The organism is Cupriavidus consociatus, from assembly GCF_017814975.1.
GTDB lineage: Bacteria > Pseudomonadota > Gammaproteobacteria > Burkholderiales > Burkholderiaceae > Cupriavidus > Cupriavidus consociatus.
Genome location: NZ_JAGIQA010000002.1, coordinates 19,295 through 34,918, shown reverse-complemented (window position 1 = coordinate 34,918; position 15,624 = coordinate 19,295). Strand labels below are relative to the sequence as shown.

Sequence of the window (15,624 nt, the reverse complement as noted above, 5' to 3'; positions counted from 1 at the left end):
TTTCCTGGTTTTTCCCTCAGCCCGGCGTCGCGCCCTCGGCGGCGCGTGCCACCAGCGCGCCAAACGCGCGCCGCGCCATGGCCTCGGCATCGGCTCGGCCCAGCAGTTTGAATGACTGCTGGAACGCCATGCCGATGCCTGACAGCTCGAAGGCAAACTGCCGCGGCTCCACGACCGTGCCGAACTGGCCTTCGTCGATCGCATCGGCCACCACGCGCGCCACGGTGCTGTGCCAGTCCTTCAGCGACTGCACCACCAGATCCCGGATCGTTCCCGGCCGGTCGCGGTATTCCTGCCCCAGCGCCATGAAGAGGCACCGGCCCTGCGTCACCGTCCCGCCCAGCCACTCCAGGTAGCCCTCGAAGAGAGCCTCCAGCCGCGGCATGCCGCGTGGCTGGCGCATTGCCGGCCGCACCACGATCTCGCCGAAGCGTTCGATGGCGCGGTCCAGCACGGCCTGCTGCAACGCCTCCTTGGACTTGAAGTGCGCATACAGGCCGCTCTTGGACATATTGGTGTCCGCGGCGAGCGTGGCCAGCGACAGCTGCTCGAAGCCGACCTTGGTCGCGGTGTCGAGCGCCTGCTGGATGATCGCGTGGCGGGTGTGTTGTCCCTTTTGCATGTTGTGCAGAATAGCACGACCGGTCGGTTTGTCAACGAAACCGGATGCATGGTAGTTGCCCCGACTTGCGAAGTTGTGCAGCGAAGGCCATAACGTCATACGCAGGGCGTGTGACGTCAACGCAAACCGGCAAGGGTCGTTAATTTCTTGGCGATGCGGCGACGTTGTGCACGATGCGGCCTTTTGCCTTCCGTTTGCCGGCCGGGGCAAGAGGCGAATTGCGGACTTGGAAGAAATCTGCACAAAGTGTTTCGGCGGTTACATACGGAACGCTTTGCGTGCTCTATACTCGAATGCACGTCCGCGCACTTTTTTTCACTGGTGACTGGAGACCGACATGAACAGTACAGCCGTGCCGAGAGGCGCTAGCGAACCGTTCCGGCAACTGCGGGCGCTGCGCCGCGCGCGCAAGCTCAAGCAAGAGGACGTCGCCCGCAAAGCGGGCATCTCGCGGGAAGCCTACCTGCGGGCAGAATCGGGGCAAGCCGATCCCCGCATGTCGACATTCCTCGCTGCCTGCGAGGCGCTGGGCCTGGAAGTGGTGCTGGCCCCGCAGCATCTCGCAGCAGACGTCAACGCCTTTATCGCCAGCCGCAACGGCGGCGTGACGGCAGCCTCGATGGCCGGCCAGCCGGCCGCGGGCGGTGCGCAGGCACCCGCCGCGGCACCGGCACAGGGCGGCGGATTCGGCTCCGGCACCGGCGAAGGCCACAAGCCGGTCTGATCCGGCCGCTGCCTGGCCGGCCACGTCTCCCACGGGCCGGCGCAGGCGGACGGCATTCCAGACCACCATCCAGCAACCGGCGCGGCGCGGCCTTCGCTCCGCGCCGGTTGTGGTTGTCATCGACCCGGGCGCTGTCTGCGCCGCCCGGTGCCTCCATCACGCCGCCGCGGTCGCTGCGCGCGGTGATTGCCGGCGCCTTCTGTACGACTTCCCTGAAACCGCCGCGTCCCATGCCTGACGCGCGCTGAAGGTCGCACTTTTCCCCTTTTTTCTCGTTCCGGCCTACAACTCCAGTGGGTGCGCTGCCTTGCGCATTCGCCGAGCGGGTTTGACACGCCTGTTTTATAGAATTACGATATGGTAAATCAATTACGGAATACGTAATTCCGTACCGAACTCACCCAGACCGGCAGGGCCCGCCAAAAAGGGTTCCCGGGGCGCCAGCGCAGCGCCGCATGGAGACGCCGTGAACACCACCGCCAACCCGCAACGCACCTTCGCGTACCAGCCCGGCGCCGAGCAACGCTCGCAGCCGGTGGCCGCGCATGGGATCCGCCCGGTGGCGGTGGTAGGCGCCGGGCCGGTCGGGCTCACCGCCGCGATCGACCTGGCGCAGCGCGGCGTTCCCGTGGTCGTGCTGGATGACGACGACACGCTCGCCGCCGGCTCGCGCGCCATCTGCTTTGCCAAGCGCACGCTGGATATCCTCGATCGCCTCGGCTGCGGCGAACGGGTCGCGGCCAAGGGCGTCAGCTGGCATGTCGGCAAGGTGTTTTTCGGGGACGAGGAGGTGTACCGCTTCGACCTGCTGCCAGAGGCCGGCCATCGCCGGCCGGCCTTCGTCAACCTGCAGCAGTACTACCTGGAAAGCTTCCTGGTCGAACGCGCGGCCAGGTTACCCGGCATAGAACTCCGCTGGCGGCATCGCGTCGTCGACGTTGTGCCGGGCCAGGACAAGATCGCGCTGACGGTCTCGACGCCTGACGGGGACTACCTGCTGCATGCGCGCTACGTGGTGGCCGCCGATGGCGCCCACAGCGCTGTGCGCCAGTGCCTTGGCCTGGAAAGCAAGGGCCGCGTGTTCCACGACCGTTTCCTCATCGCCGATGTGAAGATGGCGGCGCCGTTCCCGGCCGAGCGCTGGTTCTGGTTCGACCCGCCCTTCAACCCGGGCCGGTCCGCGCTGCTGCACCGGCAGCCCGACGATGTCTGGCGCCTCGATTTCCAGCTAGGCTGGGATGCCGATCCTGAAACCGAGAAGCAGCCGGAGCGCGTGATCCCTCGCATCCGGGCCATGCTGGGCGATGACGTGGCCTTCACGCTGGAGTGGGTCAGCGTCTATACCTTCTGCTGCCAGCGCATGGATGCCTTCCGCCACGGCCGCGTGCTGTTCGCCGGCGACGCCGCACACCGCGTCTCGCCGTTCGGCGCGCGCGGTGCCAACAGCGGCATGCAGGATGCGGAAAACCTTGCGTGGAAGCTGGCACTGGTGCTGGCCGGACGCGCTGGCGATGCGCTGCTCGACAGTTATGCCAGCGAGCGCGAGGCCGCGGCCGACGAGAACATCCGCCACTCGACGCGCTCGACCGATTTCATCACGCCCAAGAGCGCCGTAAGCCGGACCTTCCGCGATGCGGTGCTGCGCCTGGCGCGCCGCCATGCGTTCGCGCGCCAGCTGGTCAACAGCGGCCGGCTGTCGCTGCCCACGGTGCTAGGGGATTCGCCGCTCAACACGCCGGATCGCGATGTGTTCGCGGGTGCGATGGTGCCCGGTGCGCCATGCGTGGATGCACCGCTGCAGCGCCACGGCGACGCGCAGCCGGGCTGGCTGCTGGGCGAACTGGCCGGACTGGCCGATGGCTTTACGCTGCTGGTCTTTGGCGACGGCGGCGCGATCCCGGACGATGCGCGCCGCCGGCTGGCAACGGCCGCGGTGCCGGTGCGCCTGCTGTTCGTGGAGCCGCCGGGCCAGCCCGCCACACCGCCCGCCGCACCGTCCGATGGCCCGCGCCACGTGAGCGATGCCGAAGGCCTTGCTGCAGGCCGCTACGACGGACGTCCGGGCACCTGCTATCTGATCCGTCCCGACCAGCACGTCTGTGCCCGGTGGCGAGCCTTTGATGCCGAAGCCGTGCAGGCCGCGCTGTTGCGCGCCTTGTGCATGCCAGCCAACGGCCAGATTCACTAGAGAACCCTGAACCACCGACCGACACCGCAACGCTGACGACACCATGAACCTCACGCACACCCAGCTCGCCGAGCACGGCTACATGTCCGGCTTCGCCAACGAATTCGCCACCGAGGCGCTGCCCGGTGCGCTGCCCGTGGGCCAGAATTCGCCGCAGCGCGCGCCTTACGGCCTCTATGCCGAGCAGCTGTCCGGCACCGCCTTCACCGCGCCGCGCGCGCACAACCGCCGCTCGTGGCTGTACCGCATCCGCCCGGCGTCGATGCACAACCCGTTCACGCAGGTCGAGCAGTCGCGTTTCCTGAGCCGCTTCGACCAGGTGCCGCCGTCGCCCAACCAGATGCGCTGGAGCCCGCCGGCAATGCCGTCGGTGCCGACCGATTTCGTGGACGGCATCGTCACCATGGCCGGCAATGGCGGCCCGGAAGCGATGAGCGGCTGCGGCATCCACCTGTACCTGGCCAACCAGTCGATGCATGACCGCTTCTTCTACAACGCCGACGGCGAGATGCTGATCGTGCCGCAGCAAGGGCGCCTGCTGATGGTGACCGAGCTGGGCCGCCTGGAAGTGGAACCGCAGGAGATCGTCGTGATCCCGCGCGGCGTGCGTTTCCGCGTTGAGCTGCCGGATGGCGAGGCGCGCGGCTATATCTGCGAAAACTACGGCGCATTGTTCAAGCTGCCCGACCTGGGCGTGATCGGCTCCAACGGCCTGGCCAACCCGCGCGATTTCCTGTCGCCGGTGGCCAGCTATGAAGACCGCGAGGGCGATTTCGAGCTGGTGGCCAAGTTCCAGGGCAACCTGTGGCGCGCCGGGATCGGCCATTCGCCGCTGGACGTGGTGGCCTGGCACGGCAACTACGTGCCGTACAAGTACGACCTGCGCCGCTTCAACACCATCGGCTCGATCAGCTTCGACCACCCGGACCCGTCGATCTTCCTGGTGCTGCAGTCGCCGTCGGACACCCCGGGCGTGGACACCATCGACTTTGTCATCTTCGGGCCGCGCTGGCTGGCGATGCAGGACTCGTTCCGCCCGCCCTGGTTCCACCGCAATATCGCCAGCGAATTCATGGGCCTGATCAGCGGCGTCTACGACGCCAAGGCCGAGGGTTTCGCACCGGGCGGCGCCAGCCTGCATAACTGCATGAGCGGCCACGGCCCCGATGCCGAGACCTTCGAAAAGGCCAGCGCTGCAGATACCTCGACGCCGCACCACATCGAAAACACCATGGCTTTCATGTTCGAGACACCGGGCGTGATCCGCCCGACGCCTTACGCGGCGCAGTCGGCCTCGCTGCAGCAGGAGTACTACACCTGCTGGCAAGGCCTGAAGAAGAACTTCAACCCGAACGTCCGCTAAACCGCTAGCGCCCGCCATCCCCGCCTGGTTTGCCCCTCTCCTGCATGCGGGAGAGGGGCCAGGGGAGAGGGGCGGCGCCCGCCAGGCACGATGAATTACCGGTACGCGCCACGCCGTGCCATTCCAACTATCCGGAGCCACACATGACCGCCCCCCAAACCAGCTGGATCGATAGCGCCAACGACGGCCAGACCCATTTCCCGCTGCAGAACCTGCCTTACGGCGTGTTCTCCGTCAAAGGCCAGTCGCCGCGCGTCGGCGTTGCCATCGGCGACCAGATCCTCGACCTGGCCGCGCTCGATGACGCCGGCCTGCTGCCGGCCGCAGCAAAGGGCACCTTCGCCGGCACGACCCTGAACCGCTTCATCGCCCTCGGCAAGCCTGCCTGGACCGAGACCCGCAAGCGCCTGTCCGCGCTGCTGTCCGGCGAAGACGCAGCGCTGCGCGACAACGCCGCGTTGCGCGACCAGGCGCTGGTGCCGATGTCGGCCGCGGCGCTGCACCTGCCGGTCGACATCCCCGGCTACACCGACTTCTATTCGTCGAAGGAACACGCCACCAATGTCGGCCGCATGTTCCGCGACCCGGACAACGCGCTGCTGCCGAACTGGCTGGAAATCCCCATCGGCTATAACGGCCGCGCCAGCTCGGTGGTGGTGAGCGGCACGCCGCTGCATCGCCCGAACGGCCAGATCAAGCTGCCGAACGAAGCGCGCCCGGTGTTCAGCGCCTGCCGCAAGCTGGATTTCGAACTGGAGATGGGCTTTATCGTCGGCAAGGAATCGGCGCTGGGCGAGCCCGTCAGCACTGCCGACGCGCCGGCCCATATGTTCGGCATGGTGCTGCTCAACGACTGGAGCGCGCGCGATATCCAGCAGTGGGAATACGTGCCGCTGGGGCCGTTCAACAGCAAGGGCTTCGGCACTTCGATCTCGCCGTGGGTGGTGACGATGGACGCGCTGGAACCGTTCCGCCGCGACAATCCCGAGCAGTCGCCGCAGCCGCTGCCGTACCTGCAGCAGCAGGACAAGAACGCCTATGACATCGCGCTGGAAGTGGCGCTGCAGCCGGAACGCGCGCCCGCGCCGAGCACGATCTGCCGCACCAACTTCAAGGCGATGTACTGGACCATGGCACAGCAGCTGGCGCACCACACGGTGTCGGGCTGCAATGTGCGCGTGGGCGACCTGATGGGCTCGGGCACGATCTCGGGCACCACGCCGGACTCCTACGGCAGCATGCTGGAGCTGACCCGCAACGGCGCCGAGCCGGTGACGCTTGCCGACGGCAGCCAGCGCGGCTTCCTGCAGGACGGCGACAGCGTGATCATGACCGGCTACTGCCAGGGCGAGGGCTACCGCGTCGGTTTCGGCACGGTCTCGGGCAAGATCCTGCCCGCGCGCTAAGGAGTGTCAGCCGGCGCTTCAGCCGTCATGCGAGCCATGCCGGGCGGCATCGAGGATCACCGCTGCCCGGCCTGACAGCAAGGCCTGGCCCTCCGCGCTGACGGTGAAGGCGTACAGCACACTGGCGCCTTCGCCGCTGACGCGCCGCGCTTCGATCAGCAGCGGCGCGTCGATATCGTCCAGCCTTTCCACCAGCAGTTCGAGCTTGCGTACCGACGCCAGATAGCCGGAGCGCGGACGCGAAGGGCTGACTTCCTGCGCGGCCAGCAGCGCGCCGTGCACGGCCATCGCCTGTGCCGCGTATTCGATGCCGCAGACCGCCGCCAGCCGCCCCTGCGCCCGCAGCGGGTTGTCCGCCCGCACATGCGTGCCGGACATGCAGCGCACCACGTTCTCATCCCAGTCCAGCACGCCATCGAGCAGGCACATCGTGCCCTGGTGCGGAATGCGCGCCGCGATCCAGTCGCGGCCGCGCGCGGGGGCGGGCAGCTTCACGGTATCAGGCCCCGGCGGCGGTGCCGAGGCTGGCCACGCTGGCCCGGATCTGCAGCCTGTCCAGGTAGTCGAGCACGACCGTGCCGGTGTCTCCGCGTGCGATGGCGGCCAGCAGCGGCAGCGCGCGCGCGGCCGGTGCCGACTTGCGCAGCGCTTCCAGGGAGGCATCCGGCATCGCATCGGCGCCGGCCTGCGTCAGCGAGACCTCGATCTGCGCCAGCGACTGCGGCGTTGGCTGCGGTGTCATCAGCAGCGCTACGCCGAACGGGTCGGGGATGGGCCGATGGCTGTGCAGCGGCTCGGGGTAGCCGGTGTCGTAGGCAATCAGCAGGCAGGGCTCGGCATCGCCCGCCACCTGCAGCGCGCATTCGAGCAGGCCGGCGCCGAAGCTGCCGTCCATCGCGCACAGCACGTTGGAGGTGCGCATCGCGCCGGCCGCGATCGCCCAGTAGCCCGCGGTGGCGTTGTGGACGGAGTTGTGGAAGCGCGTCGGCGACATCAGCGGGTCCGGTTCGGCCAGCGCTTCGCAGATTGCGTGGAAATTCTGGCCGTCGGCGCTCGACGAGGTAAAGATCGTCGGCAGTTGCGCGGCATCGCGGCCGCTGGCGGCGACGGCCTGCTGGCCGACGCCCAGCGCCAGGCGCACGGTCGGGCCGGTGCGCCGGCGCTCCGCGGGCGGCAGGCCGGCGGGCGGCGGCAATTCCGTAGGCGCGTGTGTGTAGGGAGCGCGGCCCGCCAGCATCTCGCGGGCTGCATCCCAGCCATTCATGCCCGGGCCGAGCAGGCCGATGCTTTCGATATAGACGGGTTGCAAAGCGGGTTGCGGCATGGCGCTGGCTCAGTGAGACGCCGCGTCCGCGCGCGCGAACAGCAGGCTGCAGTTGGAACCGCCGAAGCCGAACGCATTGCTCATGGCATAGCGCAGCGGCGCGCTGCGGCTCTCGAGCAGGTAGTTCACGCCCAGCGCCGGGTCCGGCTGCGTGGTGTTGATGCCGGCCGGCAGCAGGCCATGGCGCAATGCCAGGGCGCAGATGACGGCCTCCAGTGCGCCGGCAGCGCCGAGCGCATGGCCGGTCGCGCCCTTGGTCGAACTGCATGGCGTACCCGGCAGCACCGCGGCCATGGCCAGCGCCTCCGCGGCGTCGTTGCTGCGCGTGGCGGTGCCGTGCAGGTTGACGTAGCTTACCCGCGCCGCGGCGATGCCGGCGCTGGCCAGCGCCTGTTCCATGGCCAGGCGGGCTCCGAGTCCTTCCGGGTGCGGGGTCGACATATGGTGCGCGTCGCTCGACTCGCCGATGCCGGCCAGCAGGATGGCATCGGCAGCCGGCGCTTCCGGGGCGCGCTCGAGCAGCCCGAACGCCGCGCCTTCGCCGATCGAGATGCCATCGCGCGCCACATCGTATGGGCGGCACGGCCGCTTTGACAGCAGCTCGAGCGAATTGAAGCCATACAGCGTGGTGTGGCACAGGGAATCGACGCCGCCGACGATGGCCGCATCGATCCATCCTGCCTCGATCATGCGCCGGGCCGAGCTGAAGACCTTGGCGCCGGACGAGCACGCCGACGAAACCGCTGCGGCCGGGCCGCCAAGGCCGAGATACTCGCGCACGAAGCCGGGCAGGGAATAGGGGTTATGCGTGCCGCCGTAGTGGAAGCCCGGCGGCAGCGCGCCGGTATCGGGATCGCGCTGCCGATAACCCAGTTCCGTCTGCAGCACGCCGGCGGTGCTGGTGCCGAGAAAGACACCGATGCGGTCCGCGCCATAGCGGGCCGCGGCTTCGCGTACGCGCTCGGCGAAACGATCGGCCTCGAGCCCAAGCCATGCCAGGCGGTTGTTGCGGCAGTCGAAGTGCGACAGGTGCGTTGGCAACGTCACCGCATCCAGTCCCGGCACTTCACCAACATAGGTATCCAGGCGCACGTCGCCAAAGCGGCAGGGCGCCAGGCCGCCACGCCGCTCGCGCAGCGCTGACAAAGTGGCGTCTGCACCGGTACCGATGCAGCTGGTGGCCGTGAAGTGAGAAAAGAGTAGCGGAGACAAGGCTTTGCGCGATCTTGGGGGTAGGCTAATTGTAACAAGCCCCGGCAGGTCAATTTGTCGGCGACTGTCCGGTATGGCTGTCGGCATGCCCTGATTCCACCGCTGCGCGCAACGTCACGCAGTGCAGTCCGGCGCGGTCGATGGCGGCGAACAGCGCGGGCAGCACCGTCGTGCAGTGCGGATTGCCGGCGGGATCCAGGCCGGGATTACCGTCATGCAGCAGCAGGATGTCGCGGCCCGCGAGCTTGCCGGTAAGGCGCTGCGCCACGCGCGCCGCGATGTCGCCGGAGCGGGTGTCGAAGCCGCGCCGCGTCCACGCCGCCAGGTGGAGCCCGAGGCGGCACAGCACCGGTTCCAGGAACGGGTTGCGCAGCCCGGCCGGCGCGCGGAAGAAGCGCGGCGCCTGCCCGGTGATGTCGCTCAGCACCTGCTGGGCTGCGCTGATGTCGCGCAGCATCCGGCCCGGTCCGAAAAGAGAGAAATGCAGCCGGTGATGCATGCTGTGGTTTTCCACCGCATGGCCGCGGCGCACGATCTCGCGCACCAGCGCCGGATGCGCCGCGGCGCGTTCGCCGACGCAGAAGAAGGTGGCGCGCGCGCCGTGCTGGTCGAGCAGGTCGAGCACGCGCGGCGTCAGCGCCGGATTGGGGCCATCGTCGAAGGTCAGTGCTACGCAATCCTGCGCGGACGGCGGCAGCTGCAGCAGGTTGGGCCCCAGCCACGAGCTGCGCGGCCACAAGCCGCCGGCGCACATCGCCACGTGGGTGGCGGCAATGCCTGCCAGTGCCGGGATCATGCTGCCGGGATGCGTGAGCATGGCGCCGATGCCGGCCACGTGGACCGCGGCTGCGCCGTACAGCAGCGGGCTGGGTCGCCACGGGCGGCTTTGCGGCGTGTGGCGCCAGGCGCCGCCGGATGCGGAAAAGCGGTTCATGTCGTACTCCCGGCCTGTGCGGGCCCGGCATTCCCGGCATTCCCGGCATTCCCGGCATTCGCGGGCCGCGCCAGGATCGCCGAAAACCACAACGCCAGGATGGCGCCGGGGCCGACGGTCAGGCCGAACGCCTGCAGCAAGGGCAGGCTCGACAGCGCCAGCAGCCCGAAAGCGGCCACCGTCGTCAGGTTTGCGAGCAGCAGGGAGACCAGCGTGTGCGGGGAATGGGCCGCGCCAGGCTCGCCCGCTGCGGCGCCATTGAAGAATAGCGCGTAGTTCGAACCCACTGCCACCAGCAGCAAGAGGCCCACCAGGTGCAGCAGCGTCAGCGGCTGGCCCAGCGCTGCCAGCCCGCCCAGCACGACCACTGCGGCGGCGGCCAGCGGCAGTACCGTGGCCGCCACGCGGCGCGGCGAGCGCAGCGCGACCGCCAGCAGGGCCACGATCGCCAGCAGGCCGGCCAGCGACAGCAGCAGCGCCTCGCGCAGGTAGCCGGCGTAGAGACGGTCGGATTCGCCCTTGAGGTCGACGAACAGCGTATCGGGCACGTCGGCGCGGGCGACGGCGGCGCGTACCGCGGCACTGTCGACGCCGTCGCCGGCATGCGCCGTGGCCGGGGCCCGCAGCGGCAGCGTCGCGCTCCAGCGCCCGTCGCGATGCGTGAGCAGCGCATCCACCGCCAGTGCCATCGACGTCCCGCGCAGGTCTTCGCGCCGCAGCAGCGGGCCGGCGCGCGCCTGCCCGGCTTCGGCCAGGAATGGTGCGAACAGGTCGGCGCGCACCGGCTGGCTTGAGACGGCGGCGCGCAGCCGCTGCGCCAGCTCGGCGGGCGGCGGCAGGCTGGCCTGGCGCGCGCGCTGGGTGGCGTCGCTGGGCAGGTAGCGGGCGGGGCTTTCATAGCCGCCGATGAAGTTCTGCGCCACCAACGGGTCGAGTTCGTGGGCCACGCGCTCCGCGCCCTGCAGCACGCTTTCCTGGTCGGGGCCGGACAGCACCACCAGGAAGCGCACGTCGGGCGCGCCCAGGTCGGCGCGCAGCGAGGCGTCGAGGGCCTGGTCGCTCGCGGGCACCGGGCTCAGCCCGGCCAGTTCGCGGCCCCACAGCGTGCCGCGATGCGTCGCCAGCACAGTGCTTGCCGCGACCACCAGCACCAGTACCAGCCAGCGCAGCCGGTGCGCGCGGCCGGCCAGCCATGCGAGGCGGCGCCCCAGCGGCGTCACATCGCGCAGGTGCAGCGTGGCAGGCACCAGCTGCGGCAGCACGAAGCGCGTCACCAGCGCCGCCGTCGCCAGCCCTGCAATCGAATACAGCCCGAGCTGCGCGAGCCCGGGAAAGCCCGACAGCAGCAGCGAGGCAAAACCGCAGACCGAGGTCAGCACGCCCAGGCGCACCGTGGGCCAGAACCCGCCGAGCCAGGCGCGGTTGTCGCGCTGGCCGTTGCGCGTGTATTGCGCCGACTGCACGAACAGGTAGATCGAATAATCGACCGCCTCGCCGATCAGCGTGGTGCCGAAGCCCAGCGTCAGTCCGTGCACGATGCCGCCAAAACCCAGGCTCACCGCCGCGATGCCGGCCAGTGCGCCGCTCAGTACCGGCACCAGTCCCATCACCAGCAGTGGCACCGAGCGGTAGACCACCAGCAGCAGCGTGACGATGATGGCCACGCCGATGGTCGACAAGCGCTCGACGTCGTGCCGGATGGTGTCGCGGGACTGAACCGAGAAGACGCCCGGACCGGTCATCGCAAGCTGGTAAGGGCCGTCTGCCGCCGCCCTGGCGAAGGCATCGCGGATGGCGTCGATAGCCTGCGCCTGTGCGTCCGTATCCGAACCCGCGGCCGCGCTCTGCGCCAGCAGCACCGCGCGCTTGCCGTCGCGCGAGGCCCAGGCGCCGGCATGCAGCGCGGGGCGCTGGCCGGCGTCGAGCTGCGTCAGCATTGCCGCGACCTCGCCGGTGGGGTCGCGTGGCAACAGCGCCTTGGTGAAGAGGCCTGCCGACGAGGCCAGCAGCTCGAGCGAATCGTTCACGGCGCGCGCCAATCCCTGCTCGCTGAAGCGCTCCGGCGTGACCGTCGGGCTGAGCAGGTAGCGGTGTTCGTAGACGTACTTGCGGTCGGCGTCCTGGTTCAATGGCTCGCCGTTCTGGATCGCGGTGAAGCGCGGATCGCGCCGCAATTGCGCCGCCATCGCGCGAGAGACCGCGGCGCGGCCATCGGCGTCGCCGCCTTCGATGCCGACCAGGATCAGCCGCGAGACCAGCCCGTCGCGCAGCTGGCTGACCAGCAACTGCTGTTCGGCACTGGGCAGCCGCGGCAGGAAGGCGGACAGGTCGGCGGTGAAGCTGGTGCGGCTGATCACCGCCGCACACGCCAGCAGCGCGACCAGCCACAGCGCAAGCGCCAGGCGCGCGCCGGGCAGCGTAAAGCGACGCGGCGCCGAGGGGGGCGCGGGGGGCGGCGTACGGGGGGCAGCGCTCATGGGCGGCCGGCGGCGCGGATCGTCATGACGGAGCGGTCGCCGTCGGCCTGGCGGATCTCGACGCGGTCCAGCGCGTCCTGGCTGCCGTCGATGCGCACCTGGCTGACGACCGCCGCCATGCGCGAGTCCGCCGGCGTCAGCGTCAGCGTCCAGCGGCTGGCGCGGCCTTCGAGGCCGAGCTTGTAGTAGCGTTCCAGCGTGTGGCGGTTGCCGGCGAGCGTGCCGCGGATGCTTTCGATAAAGGCCGCCAGCTCGGGGTAGTTATGCAGCGGCATGGTGAAGCGCTTGCCGTCGCGTTCCACCGTCAGCATGTCGCCGTCGAGCACCATGTTTTCGGCCTTGGGCGATACGGTGCGCTTCTCCAGGTGATCGGGCGCGGTGAAGAGCAGTTCGCCGGAAGACTGCACCGGCTTGGCGAGCATCGCCAGGTACTTGGTCTCGGTGAAGCGGACCCGGCCGGATTTGCGCTGCGCCAGCGTGGACATCAGCTGGTCGACGCCGAAGGCGGGCGCGGCCTGTCCCGCGGCAGGGGCGGCAGGCGCGGCCGGTGCCGCGGCCCTGCCTGGCACCGCGATGCCGAACACGGCGCCTGCCAGCAGCAACGGCAGTAGCGGGCGGACCAGGCGCCGGACGGAACAGATCGGATCAGTGTCGAAGGCTTTCAAGACGCTCACGGGGCGCTCATGGCTCGTTGCCCGGTGGCGGCTGCTCGGAGAGCGGCGGGCCGGCGTGCCAGAAGTCATAGAAGTTGAACCAGTTGTACGGCGCCTTGCGGCTGAATTTCTCCAGCAGCCGCACGTAGCCGTCCAGTGCCGATTGCACTGCGGCTTCGCGCTGGCCGCGCGCGGTCTGCGAGAAGTCCGCCAGCGGCACGAAATGGACATCGTAGCGGTTGCCGCCGCGATACAGGCCGGTGATGAAGAACACCGGCCGGCGCAGCATGGCGGCCATGCGCAGCGGCCCGGTCGGGAAGCCGGTGGGCGCGCCGAGGAAATCGCATTGCTGCACCGGATCGGTGGCGCGCTGCGACAAGGTACGGTCGGCCAGCATGCCGATCATGTAGCCACGGTCAAGGTAGTCGCGCACGCGCAGCATGGTATCGAAGCGGCCCAGCGCGATCACGTCCTGGCGCATGGCAGGGTTGATCGACTGCAGCACGTCGTTGAGCTTGTGCGCGTTTTCCTCGTACATGGTGATGGCGACTTCCATGTCCGGGTGCTGCCGGCCGAGCGCGCGCACGACCTCGAAGCTGCCCAGGTGGGCGCCCAGCAGGATCGCGCCGCGGCCGCGCGCCATGGCGGCTTCGAGCAAGCCTTCGCCATGGAGGCGGATGTCGAACAGGTCGAAGCGGCCATTGAGCAGGTAGATGCGGTCGTGAATGGTCGAGGCAAAGGTGAACACATGCCGGTAGCCGTCGATCCAGTTGGCCTCGCGGCCCAGCGCGCGGTCCAGGTAGGCGCGCGAGGCATGGCGCGCCGCCGGCGAGAACAGCGTGAAATAGGCCGCGATCAGGCGCAGCACCACGCGCCCGGCCGGACGTCCCAGCGCCAGCGAGATCCACGTCATGAGGCGCAGCAGCGGGATGTTGCTGCGCTCCTTGCGCCGGGACCAGTCCGTGGCCTGCACCGGCGCCTGTCGTTTCCACAGCCAGGTCAGCATGGCGTGCCCTCCGATGCAGAGGCGCGCAGCTGTAGCGTGCCGCTGGCCACTTCGCGTCCCGCGCTGCGCAGCGTGATGCGCAGGCGTTCGCTGCCGTCCGTGGCCGGCTCGGCGTCGTGTTCGATTTCCACCCGCTCCCCGGGGCGCACGGGGCTGAGGAACTTGATCGTGCCGGCCTGCGTAGGCACCAGCGGCCGCCCCAGCGCGGATCCGAGCGCGAGCAAGGCGTGGTCGAGCAGCACCACGCCGGGCACGATCGGATTGCCGGGGAAATGGCCGGCCATGGCGGGGTGGCCGGCGTCGATGACAAAGGCGGGCAGCGCGGGTGCGCGGTCGCGGGCTTCGGACAACTGCGCCACCAGCGCCGCCAGCGCGTCGCGCGGCAGCTTGCCGGCGGCATTGCGCGGCAGGCGTTCGGCGAACAGCAGCGGGCGCGGCAGGAAGGCCGGGTCGATGCGTGCGCGCAGCGCCTGCAGGATCGCCGCCGAGGTCACGCCCGGCGCGACGACGACTGCCACCAGCCGTACCACGTGACCGTGCGCATCGCCTTCGTGGCTGTCGCCGGGCATGAAGAAGGCGCCGTCCTGCACGCCGTCGATGGCATTGAGCTGGTGCTCCAGGTAGGCCAGCGAGGTGCGCTTGCCGGCGATATTGAGCAGGTCGCCCTTGCGGCCGTGCAGCAGGAAGTGCCCGGCATCCAGCGGTTCGATGGCATCGCCGAGCGCCACCGGCTGCTCGAGATGACCGCCCTCGGCCCATGTAATGGTGTCTTCGTCGCCGTCCGCCGTGCGCGGCTGCAGCCGGACGCCGGGCACCAGCGTCCAGATCTCTTCCTGCGCGGTGCGGCGGGTGGCAAGCTGGCCGGTCTCGGTGCTGCCGTAGATTTCACGCAACGGGCCGCGGAACAGGTCTTCCGCCGCTGTAGCCAGCTCGCGGCCGAGCGGCGCGGTGGCGCACAGCAGCAGGTCGGCGGCTGGCATGGCCATGTCCGCCTGCACCAGCGTGCGCAGGTGCACCGGCGAGCTGACCAGCGCGCGCGGCGCGGGCACCGCGGCCAGTGCGTCGCGGACGTCGGCGGGGTAGAACGCCGGCGCCGACGCCAGCGCGGCGCCGCCCTGCAGCGCCAGCATGACGGTGGCTTCCAGGCCGAACATATGCTGCGGCGGCACCGTGCCGACCAGGGTCCATGCGCGCCCGTCGCACAGGCCCAGCCGTTGCGCCGCGGCACGCGCGCCCCCGGCCATCGCGCCCCAGGTCTTGCGGTGCGGCACCGGGGTGCCGGTCGAGCCCGAGGTGAAGACGTAGGCCAGGACACGGTCGGCAGGAATCGACGGCACATCGGCGCACGCGTCCGACGCCGCGGCGGCAACGCCCTCGTGATACTCGAACACCGGCATTGCCATTGCCGGGGCCGGCTGGTCCCGCAGGCAAAACACATCCGGTGCGAATGCACAGAGCTGGCGCACCGTCTCGGGGGTTTGCGACGACGGCAGCAGCGTGGCCTTGCCGCGCAGCAGCGCGGCGCACAGGCCGACGGTGAAGCGGTAGCGGTCGGCGCAGGCATTGAAGACATGGCCTCCCTCCGGGAGCGCGGCGGCCAGCAGCGCCACGTCGGCCAGGAACCTGCGCGCGGTGACGGGGCGGCCGTTTACCCATGCCAGGATGGCGGCAGGAGAGGTATGCGCGATGAGCGGAATTGCAGTCATGGCGGAAGT

The 15,624-nt window shown here is 69.6% G+C and carries 13 protein-coding genes; 4 read left to right on the top strand and 9 right to left on the bottom strand.

All coding sequences use genetic code 11. The features are described 5' to 3' along the window. Positions 1-16: 16 nt before the first annotated feature. Positions 17-622 carry a TetR/AcrR family transcriptional regulator gene (locus tag J8I82_RS03395; protein ID WP_245179371.1) on the bottom strand — a complete coding sequence of 202 codons (606 nt, stop codon included), beginning with the start codon at positions 620-622 and terminating at the stop codon, positions 17-19. A 337-nt stretch (positions 623-959) separates the two neighbouring features. On the opposite strand from J8I82_RS03395, the gene J8I82_RS03390 reads away from it, so the two are divergent. From J8I82_RS03390 to fahA, 4 genes are all read left to right on the top strand, one after another. Further along, positions 960-1,346: a helix-turn-helix domain-containing protein gene (locus J8I82_RS03390; RefSeq protein WP_133094433.1), complete on the top strand. Its 387-nt coding sequence runs from the start codon at positions 960-962 to the stop codon at positions 1,344-1,346. 466 nt (positions 1,347-1,812) lie between these two features. Beyond that, positions 1,813-3,534 carry an FAD-dependent oxidoreductase gene (locus J8I82_RS03385; protein WP_209754448.1) on the top strand — a complete coding sequence of 574 codons (1,722 nt, stop codon included), beginning with the start codon at positions 1,813-1,815 and terminating at the stop codon, positions 3,532-3,534. 43 nt (positions 3,535-3,577) lie between these two features. Beyond that, complete coding sequence (gene hmgA, locus J8I82_RS03380) at positions 3,578-4,897, top strand: homogentisate 1,2-dioxygenase (protein WP_209754447.1); 1,320 nt, start codon at positions 3,578-3,580, stop codon at positions 4,895-4,897. A 143-nt stretch (positions 4,898-5,040) separates the two neighbouring features. Next, on the top strand, positions 5,041-6,303 hold the full coding sequence (fahA, locus tag J8I82_RS03375) for a fumarylacetoacetase (protein WP_209754446.1): 1,263 nt from the start codon (positions 5,041-5,043) through the stop codon (positions 6,301-6,303). An 18-nt stretch (positions 6,304-6,321) separates the two neighbouring features. Here fahA and J8I82_RS03370 read toward each other — a convergent pair whose 3' ends face one another. From J8I82_RS03370 to J8I82_RS03335, 8 genes are read right to left on the bottom strand one after another with little or no spacing between them, the layout of a single operon-like run. Next, positions 6,322-6,792, bottom strand: coding sequence for an ApeP family dehydratase (locus J8I82_RS03370; protein WP_209754988.1), 471 nt, complete (start codon positions 6,790-6,792; stop codon positions 6,322-6,324). Positions 6,793-6,802: 10 nt separating this feature from the next. After that, positions 6,803-7,627: a beta-ketoacyl synthase chain length factor gene (locus J8I82_RS03365; RefSeq protein ID WP_209754445.1), complete on the bottom strand. Its 825-nt coding sequence runs from the start codon at positions 7,625-7,627 to the stop codon at positions 6,803-6,805. A gap of 9 nt (positions 7,628-7,636) precedes the next feature. After that, positions 7,637-8,839 carry a beta-ketoacyl-[acyl-carrier-protein] synthase family protein gene (locus J8I82_RS03360; protein WP_209754444.1) on the bottom strand — a complete coding sequence of 401 codons (1,203 nt, stop codon included), beginning with the start codon at positions 8,837-8,839 and terminating at the stop codon, positions 7,637-7,639. A 49-nt stretch (positions 8,840-8,888) separates the two neighbouring features. Next, the gene (locus J8I82_RS03355; RefSeq protein ID WP_209754443.1) at positions 8,889-9,773 is read right to left on the bottom strand and encodes a polysaccharide deacetylase family protein; all 885 of its coding nucleotides are present in this window, start codon (positions 9,771-9,773) and stop codon (positions 8,889-8,891) included. Next, positions 9,770-12,250, bottom strand: coding sequence for an MMPL family transporter (locus J8I82_RS03350; protein WP_209754442.1), 2,481 nt, complete (start codon positions 12,248-12,250; stop codon positions 9,770-9,772). Before J8I82_RS03350 ends, J8I82_RS03355 begins: the two co-directional genes overlap by 4 nt. Then, the gene (locus tag J8I82_RS03345) at positions 12,247-12,873 is read right to left on the bottom strand and encodes a LolA-related protein (protein ID WP_431831524.1); all 627 of its coding nucleotides are present in this window, start codon (positions 12,871-12,873) and stop codon (positions 12,247-12,249) included. The genes J8I82_RS03350 and J8I82_RS03345 overlap by 4 nt, the downstream gene beginning before the upstream one ends. Positions 12,874-12,931: 58 nt before the next feature. Then, the gene (locus J8I82_RS03340) at positions 12,932-13,909 is read right to left on the bottom strand and encodes a lysophospholipid acyltransferase family protein (protein WP_209754440.1); all 978 of its coding nucleotides are present in this window, start codon (positions 13,907-13,909) and stop codon (positions 12,932-12,934) included. Next, positions 13,903-15,615 (bottom strand): AMP-binding protein, encoded by a 1,713-nt coding sequence (locus tag J8I82_RS03335; RefSeq protein WP_209754439.1) that lies wholly within the window; start codon positions 15,613-15,615, stop codon positions 13,903-13,905. Before J8I82_RS03335 ends, J8I82_RS03340 begins: the two co-directional genes overlap by 7 nt. Positions 15,616-15,624: the final 9 nt, after the last annotated feature.